Consider the following 18418-nt stretch of genomic DNA (forward strand, 5'->3'; position numbering starts at 1 on the left):
AGTTGTCGCATTTTGGTAGTAGGTTCTACTTCACGCCTTCCGTTCCCCGCTTCAATCCTGGTGTTGTGATTCCCAAAACTGGGGGTGGCTATCGCCGTTACCCTAATTTCCTAACTTTACTTATCCATTTWTGGGCTTCCTATAAGGAATTTGTATGAGTTAGTTCGTTTTGACCTTGGGTTCCCTGCCTTGTTTTGTATATTTCTATACCAAACGTTGGGACATATAAACAGTTATGGAGATGGTCAGAGGCAAGCCTCTTGTATTCAACCAAGGGGCTGAAATCTCCACCAGGCAGCTATTTCGGGTATCTCAGCCCTATTTCATGCCTGAACGTCTCGCACGTCATCTTTTAGTGACATCGAATAAATAGACTTTTAGTTTAGCATACTGCCTAAAGCATCGTTTATCGTCGGGGTAAGGAGCGATCGCGCCGTTGGGGTTTGGGTGATGAGGGTAGAGCGATCGCGCCGTCCCTTGGCTCATTGGAAAAACATCTCAGCCAAGGATTGACAATTTTTTAGCCCATCAATATCTGAATACCCAAAATCTTCTGTATAGAGAGTCCAAGTGGGTAAAACTGTGTACCAAACTTGTTGCAAATCTCCAATCCTCATCGTTTTTTCGTGCATGGGCAGTCCTAAATCTGCCCGCCTACGTCTTTAAACTTCTCAACAAACGCCGAGATTTTCTGGAAAACGCTCTGCTTTTTGGTTTTGTATTGTGGATTAAGCGGACTCATTTTAGGCAGTGTTGAATTTAACTCAGTCCCATTCTCGCTGGCAAACTCGCGTTTTAGTGAGGCACTGATATAGCGCTTGGCTTCTGCCTCATTCAAGCCCTCTGAACGAATCAATTCCTCTGCTTCGCGGGCTTGCTCGGCTTGGGCAAATTGGAAGAACGTATCAATGATGCTGGCTTTATCGGCCATCTCATCGAGATTAGTTTGATTGATAAAATCCACAATCAGGCTCTCTTTCGCTCGATTGCCCAAGCTAGCCCGAATCAAGCGGCGCACTTCTTGGATCAATTCATCCTTACTTTTATTCTTCTTATTCTGCTGAAAAATTAGCTCAAGAATGTAATCTAGGTTGATCTCTTGGGATTTCAGCAAATCTACTTCAAACACCACGTCATCCCAGTCGATGGTAGAGGTTTCTTTTTCGCGGCTTACTTTTGCTTGGCGTAGCCAGTCGCGGATATCGTTGTAGGTGGAACGGTAATCTTGAATGGTGCGCTCGGTAGGAATCTTGATGGCTTGCAGGGCTGTCAGGTCTTCATCACTTAAATAGTGGTCTGCTTTAAAGGCTTCAACCGCTGCTGGGTCATTTGTATCGACCTGCTGCAAGGCTTTTAGGTTGGCAAATTCATCGTAGTTTTGCAGCACATTTTCAACCCGCAAATATTCACCAAACAGCTTGGCAAAGTCTTTTTTGTCTTTTTCTAAGACAATTTCGTCGGGGTTGGGAAAACGCTGTTCTAATTCTGCCACCACCTCGATAAAGCCACGCCGTGCTTCACCCGTGACCACATCGGTAAAGCCGCCCATATATTCCTGATAGCTTTTTTCCAGCACCACGTTTTTGGTGTTTTTATCGCCAAATAGGGTAATGGTGTCAATGGTGGCTTGTTCTAAATTGCGGAAGGTGACGATATTGCCAAAGGTTTTGGTGGCATCATAAATGCGGTTGGTGCGGGAATAGGCTTGTAGTAACCCGTGATAGCGCAGGTTTTTGTCTACAAATAGGGTATTGAGGGTCGGCGCATCAAATCCTGTTAGGAACATCCCCACCACGATCAGCAGGTCGATTTCTTTGGCTTTGACTTGCTTAGCTAAATCGCGGTAGTAGTTTTGAAAACCGTTGCTATCGACGCTGAAGTTAGTTTTGAACAGGGCGTTATAGTCGCTAATTGCCGCACTTAAAAATTCTTTGGCGCTGCTGTTCATGGCGGATACGTCGAAGCTTTCATCCGAAATTTCACCCACGGTTGCTTGTTCTTCATTGGCGGCGAAGGAGAAAATGGTAGCAATTTTCAGGGGGCGATCATGATCTTTTTACAATTTTTTAAAGGCTTCATAATACAGCTTGGCTGCGTCCACACTGCTGACAGCAAAGAGGGCATTAAAGCCTTTGCCGCCTGCTTGCAAGCGGTGGGTTTTTTGGCGAAAGTTACTGAGGATGTATTGGGCAATTTCGCGGATGCGATCGGGGTGTAACAGGGCTTGTTTGTTTTCGGCGGCGCTCAGTTTTTGCTGATCTTGCTCCGTTTCAATCGCTTTGAACTTGGGACGAACATCGTTGTAGTCCACCTTGAACTTCAGCACTTTTTCATCACGGATCGCGTCCGTGATTACATAGGAATGCAATTCACGACCAAAGACGCTGGCGGTGGTGTCTGCGCCCAGGGCGTTTTGCGGAAAAATGGGCGTGCCAGTGAATCCAAACTGATAAAACCGTTTAAATTTTTTCCGTAAGTTCTTCTGCGCCTCACCAAACTGGCTGCGGTGGCATTCATCAAAAATAAACACGACTTGCTTTTTATAGATGGCTAGGTCGCTTTCGGTTTTCATCAGGTTATTGAGTTTGTCGATCGTGGTAACGATGATTTTATTGTCATCTTTCTCCAGATTACGCTTCAGCCCCGCAGTGCTGTCAGAGCCATTCACGCTATCGGACGAAAAGCGTTGATATTCTTTCATGGTTTGGTAGTCGAGGTCTTTGCGATCAACCACAAAAAACACTTTGTCGATAAAATCTAGCTCCGTCGCCAGCCGCGCGGCTTTGAAGCTGGTTAGGGTTTTGCCGGAGCCTGTGGTGTGCCAGATACAGCCGCCGCCCTCAAGACGGCTCCAGTGTTTGGCTTGGTAGGCGCTGTTGATTTTCCATAAAATGCGCTCGGTGGCCGCAATCTGGTAGGGGCGCATCACCAGCAAGGTGTTATTTACATCAAACACGGAATACTTCAACAGGACACTGAGGAGGGTGTTTTTCTCAAAAAAGGTGGCGGTAAAGTCTTTCAGGTCTTTAATCAGGGTGTTATCCGCTTTCGCCCAGTGCATGGTGAAGTCAAAGCTATTTTTATTGCGCTGGGTGGTGTTGGCAAAGTAGCGGGTATTGGTTCGGTTGGAAATAACAAACAGTTGCAAATATTTATAGAGGGAATGTTCGGCGTTAAAGCTTTCTTTGCTGTAGCGATGGATTTGGTTAAAGGCTTCACGAATTGCCACGCCGCGTTTTTTGAGTTCGATTTGCACGAGGGGCAAGCCGTTGACTAAGATGGTGACATCGTAGCGGTTGGCTTGGGTCCCCTTTTGTTCAAATTGTTCGATCACTTGTACTTTGTTGCGGGGAAGGTTCTTTTTGTCCAGCAGGTAGATGTTTTGAATGCGACCATCATCAAATACAAAATCATGGATATAGTTTTCATGGATTTTGCGGGTTTTATCAATAATGCTGTCGCCGGGTTTATCTAAAAAGGTTTCTACAAAGCGCTGCCATTCGCTATCGGTAAACTGCACATTATTGAGGGTCTGCAACTGCTCGCGCACGTTGGGTAACATGGCTTGCGGGTTGGTTAATTTAGGCAGGTAATGATAGCCTTGATTAACTAAATCCCGAATAAATTCGCGCTGTAAATCGCTTTCGCTTTGGTAACTATCGCTCTGCGGTATTTTGGTGTATTGATCCAGAATGATAAAGTTATTGGATTCGGCAATGGTGTTGTAGTGGGTCATTGTTTCTTGTCCTCCAAAAACGTTTACTCTGCTAGTCTTTCCCTTACTTTAACTTGTAACACCATTGGCAACACAATCCTTAGCATCTATTCCACAGACTACGGGACAAATTCAAACTCGGCTTCTAAAATAAATTGGTATAATAGACAGACCCAATGAAAAATGTGTTGTTCTGTTTAGACGGTATAACCATGACAAATCAAGAAATTCTAGATGATTTTTTGTCTTTGCCTGCTGAAGCACAAAACCAAGTAGTCAGCCTCATCATTTTTTTGAAACAGAAGTATATATCCTCTCAACCTTTACCTAAATCATCAAGTGTTGATTTTGCGAGTGCTCCTTTTGCTAAAAATGGCAAGACTAAATTACGGCAAGATTGGGCAGGAATGCTAAAAGCAGATGGTTACACATCCGTTGAGCTACAGCATCTTTCCGTTGAATGGAGAAAATGGAGAAATGGCTAGTGTTTCTTCTAGATACGAACATTTGGCTAGAACGTTTGTTGGGGCAAGAAGAGGCAGAAGTTGTTGCGGAGTTACTTAATACGCTCTCGCCGTCTGATATATGTATGACTGATTTTACCTTGCATTCCATTGGAGTGATTTGCAATCGGCTAAAGCAAAGAGATGTTTTTGTAAAATTTGTGGATGATGTTTTGATTGACTCTAATGTTCTACTGGCGAGCATTCCTACCAACAAAATGAGGAGAGTTGTAGAAATAATGGATCGCTTTAGTCTCGATTTTGATGATGCCTACCAATATGCTGCTGGCGAGCTTGAGGAGGCTACTATTGTGAGTTTTGATAAAGATTTTGACAAGACAGAGCAAGGGCGTTTAACGCCTATGCAAGTGCTTAACTTTAGAAGTTAGTCGCTTGCGCATTGTTTCTCCTCCTTTTTGGGAAAGGTGAGCAGTAAGTCGCGGTAATATTCGTATTGCTTTTGGCGCCAGGCAATTTCATGGGGCAAGCCTTCGCTAATGGAATGGGTAAGGGTGTCGAATTTGTCGAGGATGGCGACAATGTGGGCTTGTTCTTCGAGCGATTTTTTAGGATCGTTTGGGTATGGGATTGGGATTGGGACTTTTTTAATTCCATTAATTAATAACCGATTAACTTTTCCACTAGATACATGTTTTGCCTTCTCATTGATAAATGCAGTTGTTTGCATCACATAGGACACAAATTTTGGATTAATTGAATGACGAAAAGCCCAACTATCATCGTGAATAGCTACTTTTTCACTTCCTATCCATGCAACAGCCTTACCAACATCTTCAACAGTTTCACCCACACCTGTCATTACAACATCGCCCGGTTCTGCATAGCATAAGGATGCTGCCATTTCAGCGCGAACCTGTGATAGCGTATGCGAGGCTGCAACTCCATAGTGTGTGTAAATTTCGCCGTAGTGAATAGCTGGTATGCCGTCATCCACGTAATCTGCCTTGGTGAAACGTTTTCCGCGAATAAACTCCCCAATCTCCCCCAAAGGCTTCCACTCCACTTCACCTTCTTCAAAGGTCAACAACTGATCGCGGTAGTAGTTGTATTGTTTTTGGCGGACGGTCAGTTCGGCGGTCAGTTCGGCGGTCAGTTCGGCGGTCAGTGCTGTAAAAGTGTCCAAGATCCGCACGATTTAGGCTTGAATAGCCAGCGATTTTTCGGGGTTGTCCGGGCACGGGATAGGGATTTGATAATTCAAAATTGCTGCTTTGTTTCCGCGTGGCATCTTTGCGCCTTTCGCGTGCTGCATGTTGTACAAAAAAAATTCATCTGATGACAATAGATAGTAGAGAAAATCCGCACTAACATTTTTTTTACACTGACCTAAAATTCGTACCGCAAGAACGTCACCACTACAACCACCTGAATTGGTTGCCTTCCACACTTTCTTGAGATATGGGCGAATATTGCCGAGGAGGATGTCTCCTGGCTCATATGATGTCAAACGGTCAGTGTTAGGAAAATAGCTTGCATCAACACGCCCACCTTTATCAGCGACAAGATTGTCCACTCCCACGAACGAGGTCGCATCGAGTTTAGAGGAATCAACTCGCGTTGGTGAATATTGCGCCACGTCACCTAACAGTTTCCACTCCACCTCAACGCCATCCAATAGCTTTTCCAGAAAATTCATCCTTCAATCTCCGCCACGATCGCATCAATCTCAGCCCGCAAGCGATCAATCTTCGCCACAGTAGTTTTTAACTCAGCATTAAGCTGGGTAATATCAACTTTTTCGCGAGTATCCTTGGCTTCCACATAGCTACTAACCGACAGATTGTAATCATTAGCGGCAATCTCTTCAAAAGGCACTGATCGGGCAAAGTGATCAACGTTTTCTTTGCTATCAAACACCCCCATAATTTCCGCAATATGGTCATCGGTCAGGGTGTTATTATTCGTTTCTTTTTTAAACAAGCCACTAGCATAAATAAACTGGGTGGTAGAGTCCGGCTTGTCCTTAGATAGCACCAAAACCGTCACAGCGATCGTAGTACCAAAAAACAGATTAGGCGCGAGGGCAATCACCGTTTCAACGTAGTTGTTATCTACCAGATACTTTCTGATTTTGGCTTCCGCACCGCCACGGTAAAAAATACCAGGGAAGCACACGATCGCCGCGCGACCACTGCTAGATAAATAACTCAAGCAATGCAGCACAAAAGCAAAATCAGCCTTAGACTTAGGCGCAAGCACCCCCGCAGGCGCAAAGCGATCGTCATTAATCAGGGTCGGGTGATCACTCCCAACCCACTTCACCGAATAGGGCGGGTTAGAGACGATCGCATCAAAGGGCTTCTCATCCCCAAAATGCGGGTCAGTTAACGTATTGCCCAACTGAATATTAAACTTGTTGTAATTGATGTTATGCAAAAACATATTCATCCGCGCCAAGTTGTAGTTAGTATGGTTAATTTCCTGCCCATAAAAACCTTCTTCAATCCGGTGATCATCAAAATGCTTTTTAGCCTGCAACAGCAGCGAACCCGAACCACAGGCGGGGTCATAAATTTTATTAACACTGGTTTGCTGATGCATGGCAAGCTGGGCAATCAACCGGGAAACCTGCTGCGGTGTAAAAAACTCGCCCCCCGATTTACCCGCATTAGCGGCATAGTTGGAGATCAGAAACTCATAGGCATCGCCAAACATATCGATGTGGCTGGCATCAAAACCACCAAAATCCAGCCCTGCCAACCCTTTTAGTACCGCAGCCAAGCGCAGGTTTTTATCTTTAACCGTGTTGCCGAGGCGGTTGCTGGTGGTGTCAAAGTCAGCAAACAGCCCTTTGATATCTGGCTCGGAGGGGTAGCCATTGGCAGAGCTTTCAATCGCCGCAAAAATCGCAGCTAGGTCAGTGTTCAGGCTTTCGTTAGTGTTTGCACTAGCGGCGATCGTAGCAAACAACTGGCTGGGATAAATAAAGTAGCCTTTGGTTTTGATGGCATCATCTTTGAAGTCGTCAGGAATATCACTATCGGACAGCTTGGCATAGTCGATGCCGTCATCGTCGCCCTCCGCGTAGCTAGTAAAGTTTTCACTGATAAAACGGTAAAACAGCGTGCCGAGTACATATTGCTTAAAATCCCAGCCATCGACTGAGCCGCGCACATCATTGGCGATTTGCCAGATTTGGCGTTGCAGGGCGGCGCGTTGTTGGGTACTCGTCATTGTCCAAATTATGGTTCAAAGGTTTTGAATAATGATCAGTGTGACCTCGGTTTTGTATTTTAGCAAGTATTAGGTATTATAATCCAGCGGTTCGAGATGTCGGGATACTCAAGGCCCACCATATCAGAGAGCCTCTCTGGGATTCTCGCACTGATGACCTAGGATTAGATCAGGGTAGAGCGAGCGCGCCGTCCCTTGGCTCATTCGGAAAACATCTCAGCCAAGGTGTTGAGAACGCCTCTTTGCTCATCCGGACTAATTTTACCCAGTTTTTTGACCAATCGAGCTTTATCGATGGTGCGGATTTGGTCCAGAACAATTTGCCCTTCCTTACCCTGAAACTGGCAGGCAATTCGCGTCGGGTAGGCTTTCCCTTTTGTCGTCATTGGTGCAATAATCACCGTGGCAATATAACCGTTCATTTCATCCGGTGAGATAATCACACAGCGTCGTGTTTTCTGAATTTCACTGCCAATTGTGGGGTCAAGATTAACCAAAAAAACATCGAAACGCTTGGCTACCACTCCCATTCGCTTTGCTCCCAATCGGTACTGTTGACTGGATCGAGAAGAACATCATCTTGTTCTTTCGCCATTGCTGCAAAGGCTTGCTCCCAGCCTGTGCGTAACCGTCGTGCGTTGCGAATCGTGAGATGATCGCCCTCCACTTCGATTTCAACGTCTGTCTGAATACCACTTTGCTCTAAAAGCAGTTTAGGAATACGCACACCTTGGGAGTTGCCAATTTTAACGATTCGGGTTCTAATCACTTTGCTCATGCTGGGATGGCTTGAAAAGCAGGATGTAATTACATTATAGTTACACCCTCAAAGGTCGTCAAGTGCCAGGTAGTCTCCTTGGCAAACTCTCAGTTGTCAGCGATCGCAATTAGCAACTATTTCAACCTACCACAGGCAGCAATTCTCATTTTGGAAATTCAACTGCTATCGGGTGGGATGTCTAACTCGAGACCCTCAAGCATAAAGGTCAGAAGGTGGTCCCAACTGTCGAAGTACAGTCTGGGTAAGCGCGCGCAAATCATTAAAGAAGGTTTGGCGCTTCGGTAAGTGCGCTCGTAGCAACTGGTACTTGTTATCGAGCAACTCCTGCAGGGTGTGGAAGAGCAGCGAGAGGATGTTGATGGTCCGGAGCAAGGAAGAAAGATGCTGCTTGTCATGGCCAAAATTGTGTTCGAGATGGTAGCCCTTGGTCTTGAGAGTGTTGTTGTTCTCATTCTCAACTTTCCAACGAGTCCGCCCGGCCCGAACCACCTCGGCTACATTCTCATCGCTGAGAGGATAATTCGTGGCCAAGGAGTTGTGATAGGTTACCTGGCCATCAGCGGTGGTGACAGTAAGTTCGCACCAGTTAACCAACAGCGCCTCATCGCTATCTTTGAGGGGGACTCCGTTGAGATAGCGGTAGGTATAGGTTTTCTCGACTTTACCAGTCCACTTCTTGGTCGTGAGGGTCGGGAGTTCGATGCCCTCTAGGTGTTCATAGAGGGTAGTATGAGACTCGGGGCGACAGACGACGATGAAGTTAAGTTGCTGCTCTAAAAACTGCTGACACAACGGTTGGTGGCAATAGAGGTCATCCCCTCAAACCGTGACATTCAAAGCCCTCAAGCATTGTTCTTGCCTCGATAGCCAGCGTTTGGCGGCGGCATTCTCACAGTCTTGCTTATCATGACCATCTTGGGGCACGATAAATTCGGGGACTAAGGGAATCACATGATTCTGTCCCGGACAGACGATGACTGGAGTGACAACACTATGGAAGTAATGGGTTTTTCCTGACTTCTGGGTGCGCGTTGAACAGTGGGGACAGTGAATTTGGTCGGAACTGAAGTATTCGGTGCCATCCAACGCGACTAATAGACTGTCCCCTAGGCAACGGAAGTCTTCTAACTGCCCCTGGGCTTCCCAGACTTGTAGGATATCCTCAAACACTGGAAACAGGTGCTCTGGGGACACGGCATCTAATAAGTCCCGAATCTGGTTATCACAGGGAATTCGATGAACTCCAAACAGACTTTGGGCATTGCTCTTGCCTTTACTCCCCTCCATCAGACGTTGATAAGCCAGAAACGACGGAGTTTGAGTAAAAAACACACTAAACGCACTTAAAGCGGCATCCTCCATTCCATAGCGGCGATTTTTACCCCGGCGCTTGTCCGGTAGCGATGACAAGCACTGGCGGAAAGAACCGACTAGAGTCTCAAAGCCACCTGGCTTTTTCAACGGCTCTGGCGCTCCTGGGTTTCTTGGATGTCATTACGATACAGGGATGCTGGGGACTTGAACAGGTTTTCGCCAAAATGAGAATTGCTGAACCCCATAGTTATCAGAAACACTATTGATTATGTGGAACTGGCAAGGATAACCTAGAATAATCTCGATAGTGCGAAACGTTCAGGCATGAAATAGGGTTAAAACACCCGAAATAACCGCCTGATGGGGACTTTAACCCCTTGGTTGGATATAAGAAGCGCACTTCTGACCATCCCCATAACTGTTTATATGTACCAAAAATTTGTATCATACGATACCCAATTCAGGCAGGAAACCCAAGGTCAATACACTCTGTAACAATTCGTAACAATTCTTAACATAACGGAAACGTAACGAAACAGAGATGAGGGTCACGGCGATTCCCCCAATTTCAGGATTCACAACCCGTCAGATTGAAGCGGGGAATAAGAACTCGAAGGTGTACCCCAACACCAGAATCGAGATTAAGCGCCAACCATCCATGATTAGGGAAACCGAATGTCTGGCTTGAACCACCGTAATTATTCAGCAGCGAAAGAGGGGTGATACGCTACGTCCAAAAGGGCAAGGGGAAAAGCAGGATAATTATCGAGCTACCTGCACAGACCTTTAAAAGTACCCCGGTGGAAAGGACAAATCTAAAGATGGAATGCCCATATAAACGGAACGTTTTAAGCCCTCCTGGACTCTGAGAGTATGGTCGATACCTCAGTAGGGAAAAGTGTAACCGCAAGTCCTAGAGGGTGTGAGATGTGACCAAAAGCCAACGCCCGGCTGTAATGACAGGGATATGCTAACGGGTCACGGTTTGATTGTAAGAATAGAGTCAAGTAGGAGCACAAATGGCGCAAGCGAGTTTAAAGAACGGCTTTGGCAAGTCCAGACCAATCAAGACTACGAAAAACGCATGGAAAGCTATCCCATGGGCGAAAGTCCAGCGAAAAGTTTTCAAACTCCAAAAGAGGACATATCAAGCAGCTAAATCGGGACAGGATGCAAAGGTTAGAAGGTTGCAACGTCTATTGGTGAAATCATACTATGCCCGACTCTTAGTAGTGCGGCTGTAGGGGCGGGTTCCACGGTCAGCCATGCTTCCCAACAGTCAGCTTAATAAACCCGCCCCCCAAGCGGGTCAAGGAAAAAGAATGGCTGGAGTTGATGGGGCTATCACAATCTCCCCTAAACAAAGGTTTGAACTGACTGAGAAAATCAAAGGAAACCTCAAAGCAAAAGCACTTAGGAGAGTATGGATACCAAAACCTGGTAGGGATGAAAAACGCCCGCTAGGGATTCCTACAATCCAAGATAGAGCCAGGCAAGCCTTGGTTAAATCGGCACTCGAACCCGAATGGGAAGCGAGATTTGAAGGCACAAGCTATGGGTTTAGACCTGGTAGGTCAACCCACGATGCAATTTGCAGGATTTACACTGCCATTAATCAGGGACAATACTATGTTCTTGATGCGGATATAGCGAAATGCTTTGATAGAATTAACCATGATTACCTACTGTCCACAATTCATTGTCCAAGCAGCTTGAAAAGAGACCTGAAACAATGGCTAAAAGCAGGTGTGCTAGATAATGGCGTATTCGAGGATACAGAAGCATGGACACCCCAAGGAGGGGTAATAAGCCCAATACTCGCCAACATCGCACTGTTGGGAATGGTTAGGTTAATAGAAACAATGTATCCCAAGAAAAAGAACAGGGTGCAAGCCAATGTCATAAGATACGCCGATGATTTTGTAGTGATATCACCTTCACTAGACATCATTGAACAGTGCAAAACTGCTATTTCCGAATGGCTAAAACCTGTAGGACTAGAAATCAAACCTGAAAAAACTCGAATCTGTCACACACTCAATCCAATTGTGCGAAACGTTTAGGAGACCAAATAGGGCTACAATGCCTGAAATAACCTCCTAGTGGGACTCCAACCCCTTGGTTGGATATAAGGAGTGCTCGCCTGACCATCCCATAACTATCTATGTGTCTCAACATCTGGCTTCGACAACCAGATAAGGCAGAGAGACTCAAGGTCAAGACTAAGCGAAAGAAAGAGGGAAGTTGTGAACCCTTGAGTATAACGTAAGGTTGAGAGTAACGGCGGTGTGCGAGACGTTTAGGAGTGAAATAGGGCTGCAATGCCTGAAATCATCTCCTAGTGGGACTTCTACCCCTTGGTAGAATATAAGGTGAGCGTACCTGACCATCCCATAACTATCTATGTGTTCCAATTATCTGGGCTAAATTGGATTTAGAATCAGATAAAGGCCAAGAGACTCAAGGTCAAGGCTGAACGCTGGTGTTATGTACAGCAGGAAGTTGAGAGTAACGGCGGTAGCCACCCCCAGTTTCAAGGCTCACACCCGTCAAATTGAAGCGGGGAACGGAAGGCGTGAAGTAGAACCTACTACCATACGCGACCACTGCCAATCATCCATGATTAGGGAAACCGAATGTCTGACTTGAACCATCGTAATGAGTGAGTAGCGAAAACAGGTTGATACGCTGCGCTCAAAAGGGCAAGGGGAAAAGTGGGAGTCTAACTGAGTTACCCAAAAGCAACGAGAGTTGTGCACAGACCTTTAAAGTACCCCGGTGGACAGGACGAATCTAAAGATGGAATGCCCGCATAGATGGAACGTTTAAACCCCTCATTGGCTCTGCCCCACGGCAGAGCGTGAAAAGTGTAAGCGTATGCCTTGAAGGGGAAAGGATGTGACTGAAAGCTAATGCCTAACTGTAATGGTTAGGATATGCCCACTAGTCACGGTGTGGATATAGATACTGCGATTAGTAGGAGTTTAATGGCAGCGAGTTTAAAGACTAACGCAGGCATATAGCTTTGAAAGTTGAAGTACGAAAGCAGGGGGTTGTAGCCCTGTTCCTAATGAAAAAAGGGGTATCGACATCAGGAGCCGTATGAGGTGAAAGTCTCAAGTACGGTTTGGAAGTGGAGTTGGGGAAGGCGACTTCCCTTTCGACCATAACGAATATGACGGAAAAACAGAAGAACCAGGGTTCAACTTTTTAGGATTCAACATCAGGCAGTATCCTGTGGGAAAACATAAATCTGGGAAAAGTGCACAAAAAAAGGTGTTGGGATACAAAACCCACATAAAACCCAGTAAGAAAGCAGTTGCCCATACAGAAGTGATTAAGGGTGTGATTAAACAACATAAAACAGCACCCCAATCAGCCCTGATTAGCAAACTAAACCCGATTATCCGAGGATGGTATAATTACTATTCAGGGGTAGTTTCATTAGAAACCTTCAACAAACTAGACTGTGTAATCTGGCAAATGTTAAGGGCATGGACAGTTACAAGATGTGGAAAGGCAAGTTATGAAAAACTGAGTAATTATTTCAGACCTGGAAAGGTAGCGCTCAGTAATGGGAAAGAAAGACATGAGACCTGGTTATTCCAGACTAAGGACGGGAAAACGCTATGGAAACATAGCTACACCTCGATTGTCAGACACACCCTAATCCGCCCGGAAGCAACACTTTATGACGGAAACTGGACTTACTGGGCAACCAGGAAAGAACAGGCAATTGGAACACCAAACAGGGTAGCAAAACTACTCAAAAAGCAAAAAGGTAAGTGTAACTGGTGCGGGCAATACTTTACCCCATCAGATTTAGTTGAAGTTGACCACATACATCCCAGAAGTCAAGGCGGAAAGGATGAGTACAAAAACCTTCAACTACTACACCGCCATTGTCACGATGATAAGACAGCCTTGGATGAGGCTAACGCTGTGTCCTTAACAATGGAACAGTCTGCGCGTGCGTCACATCATGAAGTTTTTCGTGTCTATGCCAATTATCGGGATGTGGAAGCACCACTAGAGCCGGATGAGGTGAAAGTCTCATGTCCGGTTCTGAATGGGAGGGGATAGAGGCGACTCTATTCTCGACCCCTAGTTCATTCATGTTTGATAGCTTTATTGGGGGGCTGGTGTGATTATTGTAAATCTGATTTTATCGTTAGCGATCGCCATGGTAGTAGCGATCGCCATCATTTTAATTGCCTTAGAATGGCAGCATCGTAACCGTCCGGGTAATGACTTAGAACTAAGAGCCATCAATTGGGAAAAGACACTCACAGAACCCCAAAGACTCTTGCTCAAAGGAGAATTTGAACTATATAACCGGACCAAGACCCTAGAAATAATGGTGCCGGAGGTCACAGCCAAAGTCAAACTCCTATCCGATGGCAGTTTAGCCCATACCAGGGTAAACACCCGCATCATTGCCGCCCATGAAGACACCAAACCGAGAGCCGATGATTACTGGTTAGCCTATATCGTCAAAGCGCGTAAAATCACCCGATTCCAAGCAATTATCGACATTCAAAGCCCAAACATCAAGGAACTCCAGTCAGCTTGGGTACAAATTCGCTACGTCACCTACGGACCCCAAGGCAGAATACCCAAAGTCCGCCATTTGGTGATTCCCATGCAATACCCAGATCCGCAAATTCCCCCCACTCCTCGCCCCGTAGAAGGCGGCGGTCAAGTATTCCCGATCCGCACCCATCTCCTGGCCCAACTAGATGATCCCGTCGAAGTAGTGCAGCGTTATGTGATGCCACACGCCAAACCCGGAGATATTGTTACAATGGGAGAAACTCCCCTAGCCTTAATTCAAGGTAAGTTCCGCCACCCAACCGAAGTCAAACCCGGATGGGTAGCCCGCCGAGTTTGTTACTTTTTTATGCCCACCTCCAGCCTAGCCACCGCCTGCGGACTGCAAACCCTAGTGGATATAGTCGGTCCGGTGCGGGTTTTGGGAGCCTTTGTCGGAGGTGCGATTGGCAAAGTATTAGGTCATCGGGGCGGGTTTTACGAATTAGCCGGGGAACAAGCACGCCTTATTGATGATGTTACCGGAACCCTACCACCTTACGATCAATTTATTGTCCTGGGTCCAGAAGACCCTGAAGGAGTAGTTAACCGTATTCGCCAAGCCACGGGACTAGAAGCAGCCATTGTAGACGTTAACGACTTGAAAGCCGTTAAAATATTGGCAGCGACTTCTGGTTTATCTACGGCTTTAGTGGAGCGATCGCTCAGAAGCAATCCCGCCGGAAATGCTGATGAGCGCACCCCATTAGTTCTGATCCGTCCCGAATCTGATCAAAGCCTTGAATAATGATCTACCAACACCCCCAAACCCCAGGAGGTACATGAATTTATTTCCTTCTCCCAATCAAACTCAGGCGACAATTCGCCCCTTTCAATATCGCGATTTAGAGGCTTTTGAGCGTTTGTCTCAGCTCACGCGCCGGGTAGATGAGCCATGGCGCGAAGACCCCGCCATCGACCCGGAAATCAAACAACTCCGACTCTGGTATGGCTTACTCCGATTTCTGAGTTGGTTTCCCAACCCCTGTCAGCACCTATTTAATACCTATGTAGCCGAACAGGGGGGACAGGTTCAAGGAGTGATCAGAGTTTCCCCCTTCAACCGTACCCGTAGCACCTGGCGGGTTCAGCGAGTGTCCGTAGACCCGGCCACTAATTCCGGTAGTATTGGTTCCCAACTGTTGCGATACTGCTTTGAAACTATTTGGGAAGCCAGAACCTGGGTTTTGGAGGTCAATGTTAACGATAAAGATGATTTGGCGCTGTATCGACAAAATGGCTTCCAACCCCTGGCTAAAATCACTTACTGGTCCGTAGAACCTGAATTGCTGGCTGATTTAGCCCAATCTGTGGCGGATGTCCCTAATCTACTTCCGGTCAGTAATGCTGATGCTCAATTGTTGTATCAATTAGATACGGTTTCTATGCCACCTCAAGTCCGACAGGTGTTCGATCGCCATATTCTCGATTTTCAAACTAATGTGATCAGAGCGATCGCCGATGGAGTGCGACAATGGCTTGATGGAGTCGAACAGGTCAGCGGTTATGTGTTTGAACCTCAACGCAAGGCGGCGATCGGTTATTTTCAAATCCAACTGTGTCGAGATGGTCGCCAACCCCATCAAGCCGAGTTAACCGTTCATCCCGCCTATACTTGGTTATACCCCGAACTTTTATGTCAAATGGCTCAATTAGTCCAAGATTTTCCGCCTCAGTCCCTGCGACTGGCTTCGGTGGATTATCAACCCGAACGCGAAGCCTATTTACAAAAAGTCGGAGCCGAGCCCGTGGAACACACCCTGCTAATGTCGCGATCGGTTTGGCACAAATTGCGTGAGTCAAAAACGATCGCCGAACCTCTCCAATGGTCCGAAGTTCTCCAAAGTTTGCAACCATCGAGAAAGCCAGTTCCGGGGGGAATGTCATGGCTAGGACCAATGGATCGCCATCAGACCCATCCAGGTCAGACCAGCACTGCTGATTCCTCCGCCAAAATGCAACCCCAAAACATCGCCGAGAGTGGTGCATCAGACCCAAATTAAACCAGGCGCGAGCAATGAATGATATCACCCCCAAAGGCTATATATCAGCCCTAGGCTTAGATATTGGTCGCCGTCGCATTGGAGTAGCTGGCTGTGATGGTACCGGCTTAATTGCCACCGGATTAACTACCATTGTCCGCACCCACTTTGAGGCGGACTTAGCCCAGTTTCAGGCCATAATCCAACAGCGCCAGGTGCAAATTTTAGTCGTCGGTTTACCCTATTTGAGCAATGGAGAGTTAGGAACCCAAGCCCGTCAGATCCAAAAATATACCCGACGACTGCAAAAATCCCTCGCTCTACCCGTAGAATATTTTGATGAGCGCTTAACATCCATTGAGGCCGAAGAAATGTTAAAAGGCCAAAAAATCCCCCTGTCTGAGAATAAAGCCCTGATTGACCGCAAAGCGGCCGCCTTGATTCTGCAACAGTGGCTCGATCAACGCCGCCACAAATCCTAGGGGTTAAGGGATCACTGTTATGTTATTCTTTCTGGTACAAGTGGATCTGTATCAATTGTACCCATTGGTATAATTCTGATTGCCTTATTTTTTTGAGCAACCATACTACTTTCAAAAATCATGCCATCCCAATTTTCCGACGAGAATATCCCCGAACCAGAGGCCACTACCCTAACTGATGAACAAGGGCGATCCATTGAATGCACCATTGAGTCATCCTTTAGCTTAGACGGGGAAGAATATATTTTGCTGCTTCCCCTCGATACCCCCGTGGAAATCCTCACTTGGTCTGATGATGAGGATGAAGAGGTGGCAGTTCCGGTAGAGTCAGAAGCCGTCATCGATAGCATTTTCGCCACCGCGAAAGTAGTTCTGGAAGAACAGAACCTCACCCTGAAACGTACAGCAGTCACCTTGACTGTCGCTGGGGAATTACCAGAGGACATTTTTGATAATGATGTAGACGGTAATGGTTCTGGTGGGGGGGATGAGGAAGATTATGAGGAACTGTTGATGCTCACAACTTTTTATCATGAAGAACAAGAATACGGCATTTATACCCCCCTCGATCCATTTTTTATTTTGGCTCGTAGGAATCCGAAAGGTGAGCCACAATTGCTGTCTTCTGAAGAATTAGATAAAATTGAACCACTACTACCGATGATTGAGGAGAAACTATTTGGAGATTTTAGTTAAAAGCCGAACTGCTAATTAAGCAGAAGTAGTTGTTAGTGATTGATATAATAGGTTATGGGACGGATTTCTAAAGGTATTTTTTATTTCGCCATAGTACCATTAGTGTGGGGATTTTGTGGTTGGCAAGGATGGAGTTGGTGGAGTTGGGCTAGTTCTCCTCACATAGATGGAGATGCGATCGGGGAAAATGCGGCCGCAGAAACTGCTATCCAGATTTCAATTCCCCCAGGAACATCCAGCCAACAAATTGGCCTCGATTTGGAAAGCGCTGGCTTGATTAGATCATCGACAGCATGGCGGTTATGGTCTAGGTGGTTGGTTTTCCGAGACCCAGATGGAGAATTTAAAGCGGGAAATTACCAGTTATCCCCTACGGAGTCCCTCGGTGACATTGCCGATCGCATTTGGACTGGGGAAGTGATGCAAACCAGCTTTACCATTCCAGAGGGGTGGTCGATTCGGGAAATGGCCGAATATTTCCAAGCACAAGGGTTCTTTTCAGCCGAGGAGTTTATCGCACAAGCTCAACAAATACCATTAGATCAATATCCATGGTTGCCGCAAGGATTACCCCTACTGGAAGGATATTTATATCCTGATACCTATGTGGTGGCTAGTGATTTGATTACGCCCAAAACCGTGATTAACCAGATGCTAACTCAATTTGAAAGGGTGGCGCTACCAATTTACCAACAAAGCCGAGACAGACACAATCTTGATCTTAATGAATGGGTAGCACTGGCTAGTATTGTGGAAAAAGAGGCGGTGGTGGCTGATGAACGGGATTTGATTTCTGGGGTGTTTCATAATCGCCTCAGAATGGGAATGCCATTAGCAGCAGATCCTACCGTAGAATATGGCTTGGGGATTCGCCAAACTGTTGACCAACCCCTCACTTTTAGACAGGTGGAAACTCCGGGACCTTACAATACTTATCTGAATGTGGGACTCCCACCAACAGCGATCGCCTCCCCAGGTGTGGCTAGTTTAAAGGCTACCCTAAATCCAGCCGAAACAGATTACCTCTATTTTATGGCTCGGTATGATGGTACTCATATCTTTAGCCGCACCGGAGAAGAACATCAGGCGGCGATCGCAGAAGTCGAACGACAACTGGCTAATCAATAAAAATGTGATGAATTACTCTGTTTTCATGTAGG

General features: G+C 46.3%; 18 protein-coding genes and 3 pseudogenes. 11 read left to right on the forward strand and 10 right to left on the reverse strand.

The features are described from left to right. Positions 1 to 345: 345 nt before the first annotated feature. From B9T16_RS01505 to B9T16_RS01520, 4 genes are read right to left on the reverse strand one after another with little or no spacing between them, the layout of a single operon-like run. Positions 346 to 486 (reverse strand): hypothetical protein, encoded by a 141-nt coding sequence (locus B9T16_RS01505; RefSeq protein WP_161783028.1) that lies wholly within the window; start codon positions 484 to 486, stop codon positions 346 to 348. Further along, complete coding sequence (locus tag B9T16_RS01510; RefSeq protein ID WP_014276144.1) at positions 483 to 632, reverse strand: hypothetical protein; 150 nt, start codon at positions 630 to 632, stop codon at positions 483 to 485. Before B9T16_RS01510 ends, B9T16_RS01505 begins: the two co-directional genes overlap by 4 nt. 8 nt (positions 633 to 640) lie before the next feature. Then, positions 641 to 2038, reverse strand: coding sequence for a type I restriction endonuclease subunit R, EcoR124 family (locus B9T16_RS01515; protein WP_410243990.1), 1398 nt, complete (start codon positions 2036 to 2038; stop codon positions 641 to 643). Between the two features lie 18 nt (positions 2039 to 2056). Continuing rightward, positions 2057 to 3736, reverse strand: coding sequence for a type I restriction endonuclease subunit R (locus B9T16_RS01520; protein WP_410243966.1), 1680 nt, complete (start codon positions 3734 to 3736; stop codon positions 2057 to 2059). Between the two features lie 191 nt (positions 3737 to 3927). On the opposite strand from B9T16_RS01520, the gene B9T16_RS01525 reads away from it, so the two are divergent. Then, a complete protein-coding gene (locus B9T16_RS01525) occupies positions 3928 to 4200 on the forward strand; it encodes a hypothetical protein (protein WP_410243967.1) in 273 nt (90 codons plus the stop codon). Continuing rightward, complete coding sequence (locus B9T16_RS01530) at positions 4185 to 4607, forward strand: PIN domain-containing protein (RefSeq protein ID WP_006616965.1); 423 nt, start codon at positions 4185 to 4187, stop codon at positions 4605 to 4607. Before B9T16_RS01525 ends, B9T16_RS01530 begins: the two co-directional genes overlap by 16 nt. Here the strand turns inward: B9T16_RS01530 and B9T16_RS01535 are convergent. From B9T16_RS01535 to B9T16_RS01560, 6 genes and pseudogenes are all read right to left on the reverse strand, one after another. Further along, positions 4604 to 5371, reverse strand: a complete 768-nt coding sequence (locus B9T16_RS01535) for a restriction endonuclease subunit S (protein ID WP_014276146.1) — start codon at positions 5369 to 5371, stop codon at positions 4604 to 4606. The genes B9T16_RS01530 and B9T16_RS01535 overlap by 4 nt on opposite strands. Before the next feature lie 3 nt (positions 5372 to 5374). Next, positions 5375 to 5875, reverse strand: a complete 501-nt coding sequence (locus B9T16_RS01540; RefSeq protein WP_006616963.1) for a restriction endonuclease subunit S — start codon at positions 5873 to 5875, stop codon at positions 5375 to 5377. Then, positions 5872 to 7413 (reverse strand): type I restriction-modification system subunit M, encoded by a 1542-nt coding sequence (locus B9T16_RS01545; RefSeq protein ID WP_410243968.1) that lies wholly within the window; start codon positions 7411 to 7413, stop codon positions 5872 to 5874. Before B9T16_RS01545 ends, B9T16_RS01540 begins: the two co-directional genes overlap by 4 nt. A gap of 200 nt (positions 7414 to 7613) precedes the next feature. Continuing rightward, positions 7614 to 7943 (reverse strand): type II toxin-antitoxin system PemK/MazF family toxin, encoded by a 330-nt coding sequence (locus B9T16_RS01550; RefSeq protein WP_014276147.1) that lies wholly within the window; start codon positions 7941 to 7943, stop codon positions 7614 to 7616. Continuing rightward, positions 7931 to 8191 (reverse strand): AbrB/MazE/SpoVT family DNA-binding domain-containing protein, encoded by a 261-nt coding sequence (locus B9T16_RS01555; protein WP_006616960.1) that lies wholly within the window; start codon positions 8189 to 8191, stop codon positions 7931 to 7933. Before B9T16_RS01555 ends, B9T16_RS01550 begins: the two co-directional genes overlap by 13 nt. Before the next feature lie 195 nt (positions 8192 to 8386). After that, positions 8387 to 9655 (reverse strand): annotated as a pseudogene (locus B9T16_RS01560) (ISNCY family transposase). Positions 9656 to 10527: 872 nt separating this feature from the next. Between B9T16_RS01560 and B9T16_RS01565 the strand changes: the two are divergent. The 9 genes and pseudogenes from B9T16_RS01565 (at position 10528) to mltG (ending at position 18386) form a co-directional block, all read left to right on the forward strand. Beyond that, positions 10528 to 10752, forward strand: a complete 225-nt coding sequence (locus B9T16_RS01565) for a reverse transcriptase N-terminal domain-containing protein (protein ID WP_014276415.1) — start codon at positions 10528 to 10530, stop codon at positions 10750 to 10752. A 21-nt stretch (positions 10753 to 10773) separates the two neighbouring features. Further along, positions 10774 to 11565: pseudogene (locus tag B9T16_RS01570) on the forward strand (reverse transcriptase domain-containing protein); the annotation flags it as partial. Positions 11566 to 11995: 430 nt separating this feature from the next. Beyond that, positions 11996 to 12157, forward strand: a complete 162-nt coding sequence (locus B9T16_RS01575; RefSeq protein WP_157888727.1) for a hypothetical protein — start codon at positions 11996 to 11998, stop codon at positions 12155 to 12157. 522 nt (positions 12158 to 12679) lie between these two features. Next, positions 12680 to 13591: pseudogene (locus B9T16_RS01580) on the forward strand (group II intron reverse transcriptase); the annotation flags it as partial. 61 nt (positions 13592 to 13652) lie between these two features. After that, the gene (locus tag B9T16_RS01585) at positions 13653 to 14846 is read left to right on the forward strand and encodes a hypothetical protein (protein WP_006617822.1); all 1194 of its coding nucleotides are present in this window, start codon (positions 13653 to 13655) and stop codon (positions 14844 to 14846) included. Positions 14847 to 14880: 34 nt separating this feature from the next. Continuing rightward, positions 14881 to 16101: a GNAT family N-acetyltransferase gene (locus B9T16_RS01590; protein WP_410243969.1), complete on the forward strand. Its 1221-nt coding sequence runs from the start codon at positions 14881 to 14883 to the stop codon at positions 16099 to 16101. A gap of 14 nt (positions 16102 to 16115) precedes the next feature. Further along, a complete protein-coding gene (gene ruvX, locus B9T16_RS01595) occupies positions 16116 to 16562 on the forward strand; it encodes a Holliday junction resolvase RuvX (RefSeq protein WP_006617820.1) in 447 nt (148 codons plus the stop codon). Between the two features lie 120 nt (positions 16563 to 16682). Further along, positions 16683 to 17258, forward strand: a complete 576-nt coding sequence (locus B9T16_RS01600; protein ID WP_006617819.1) for a DUF3727 domain-containing protein — start codon at positions 16683 to 16685, stop codon at positions 17256 to 17258. Positions 17259 to 17312: 54 nt separating this feature from the next. After that, positions 17313 to 18386 (forward strand): endolytic transglycosylase MltG, encoded by a 1074-nt coding sequence (mltG, locus tag B9T16_RS01605; protein WP_006617818.1) that lies wholly within the window; start codon positions 17313 to 17315, stop codon positions 18384 to 18386. Positions 18387 to 18418 lie beyond the last annotated feature (32 nt).

This window comes from Arthrospira sp. PCC 8006 (assembly GCF_046480465.1).
GTDB classification, from domain to species: Bacteria; Cyanobacteriota; Cyanobacteriia; order Cyanobacteriales; family Microcoleaceae; genus Limnospira; species Limnospira platensis.

What these genes read in the sequence shown, in the direction of transcription:
- B9T16_RS01575 (WP_157888727.1), top strand. Translation starts at nt 11,996, where the DNA reads ATGTACAGCAGGAAGTTGAGAGTAACGGCGGTAGCCACCCCCAGTTTC.
- B9T16_RS01590 (WP_410243969.1), top strand. Translation starts at nt 14,881, where the DNA reads ATGAATTTATTTCCTTCTCCCAATCAAACTCAGGCGACAATTCGCCCC.
- B9T16_RS01555 (WP_006616960.1), bottom strand. Translation starts at nt 8,191, where the DNA reads ATGAGCAAAGTGATTAGAACCCGAATCGTTAAAATTGGCAACTCCCAA.
- B9T16_RS01545 (WP_410243968.1), bottom strand. Translation starts at nt 7,413, where the DNA reads ATGACGAGTACCCAACAACGCGCCGCCCTGCAACGCCAAATCTGGCAA.
- B9T16_RS01525 (WP_410243967.1), top strand. Translation starts at nt 3,928, where the DNA reads ATGACAAATCAAGAAATTCTAGATGATTTTTTGTCTTTGCCTGCTGAA.
- B9T16_RS01540 (WP_006616963.1), bottom strand. Translation starts at nt 5,875, where the DNA reads ATGAATTTTCTGGAAAAGCTATTGGATGGCGTTGAGGTGGAGTGGAAA.
- B9T16_RS01520 (WP_410243966.1), bottom strand. Translation starts at nt 3,736, where the DNA reads ATGACCCACTACAACACCATTGCCGAATCCAATAACTTTATCATTCTG.
- B9T16_RS01550 (WP_014276147.1), bottom strand. Translation starts at nt 7,943, where the DNA reads ATGGGAGTGGTAGCCAAGCGTTTCGATGTTTTTTTGGTTAATCTTGAC.
- B9T16_RS01530 (WP_006616965.1), top strand. Translation starts at nt 4,185, where the DNA reads ATGGAGAAATGGCTAGTGTTTCTTCTAGATACGAACATTTGGCTAGAA.
- B9T16_RS01510 (WP_014276144.1), bottom strand. Translation starts at nt 632, where the DNA reads ATGCACGAAAAAACGATGAGGATTGGAGATTTGCAACAAGTTTGGTAC.
- ruvX (WP_006617820.1), top strand. Translation starts at nt 16,116, where the DNA reads ATGAATGATATCACCCCCAAAGGCTATATATCAGCCCTAGGCTTAGAT.
- B9T16_RS01505 (WP_161783028.1), bottom strand. Translation starts at nt 486, where the DNA reads ATGAGCCAAGGGACGGCGCGATCGCTCTACCCTCATCACCCAAACCCC.
- B9T16_RS01565 (WP_014276415.1), top strand. Translation starts at nt 10,528, where the DNA reads ATGGCGCAAGCGAGTTTAAAGAACGGCTTTGGCAAGTCCAGACCAATC.
- mltG (WP_006617818.1), top strand. Translation starts at nt 17,313, where the DNA reads ATGGGACGGATTTCTAAAGGTATTTTTTATTTCGCCATAGTACCATTA.
- B9T16_RS01600 (WP_006617819.1), top strand. Translation starts at nt 16,683, where the DNA reads ATGCCATCCCAATTTTCCGACGAGAATATCCCCGAACCAGAGGCCACT.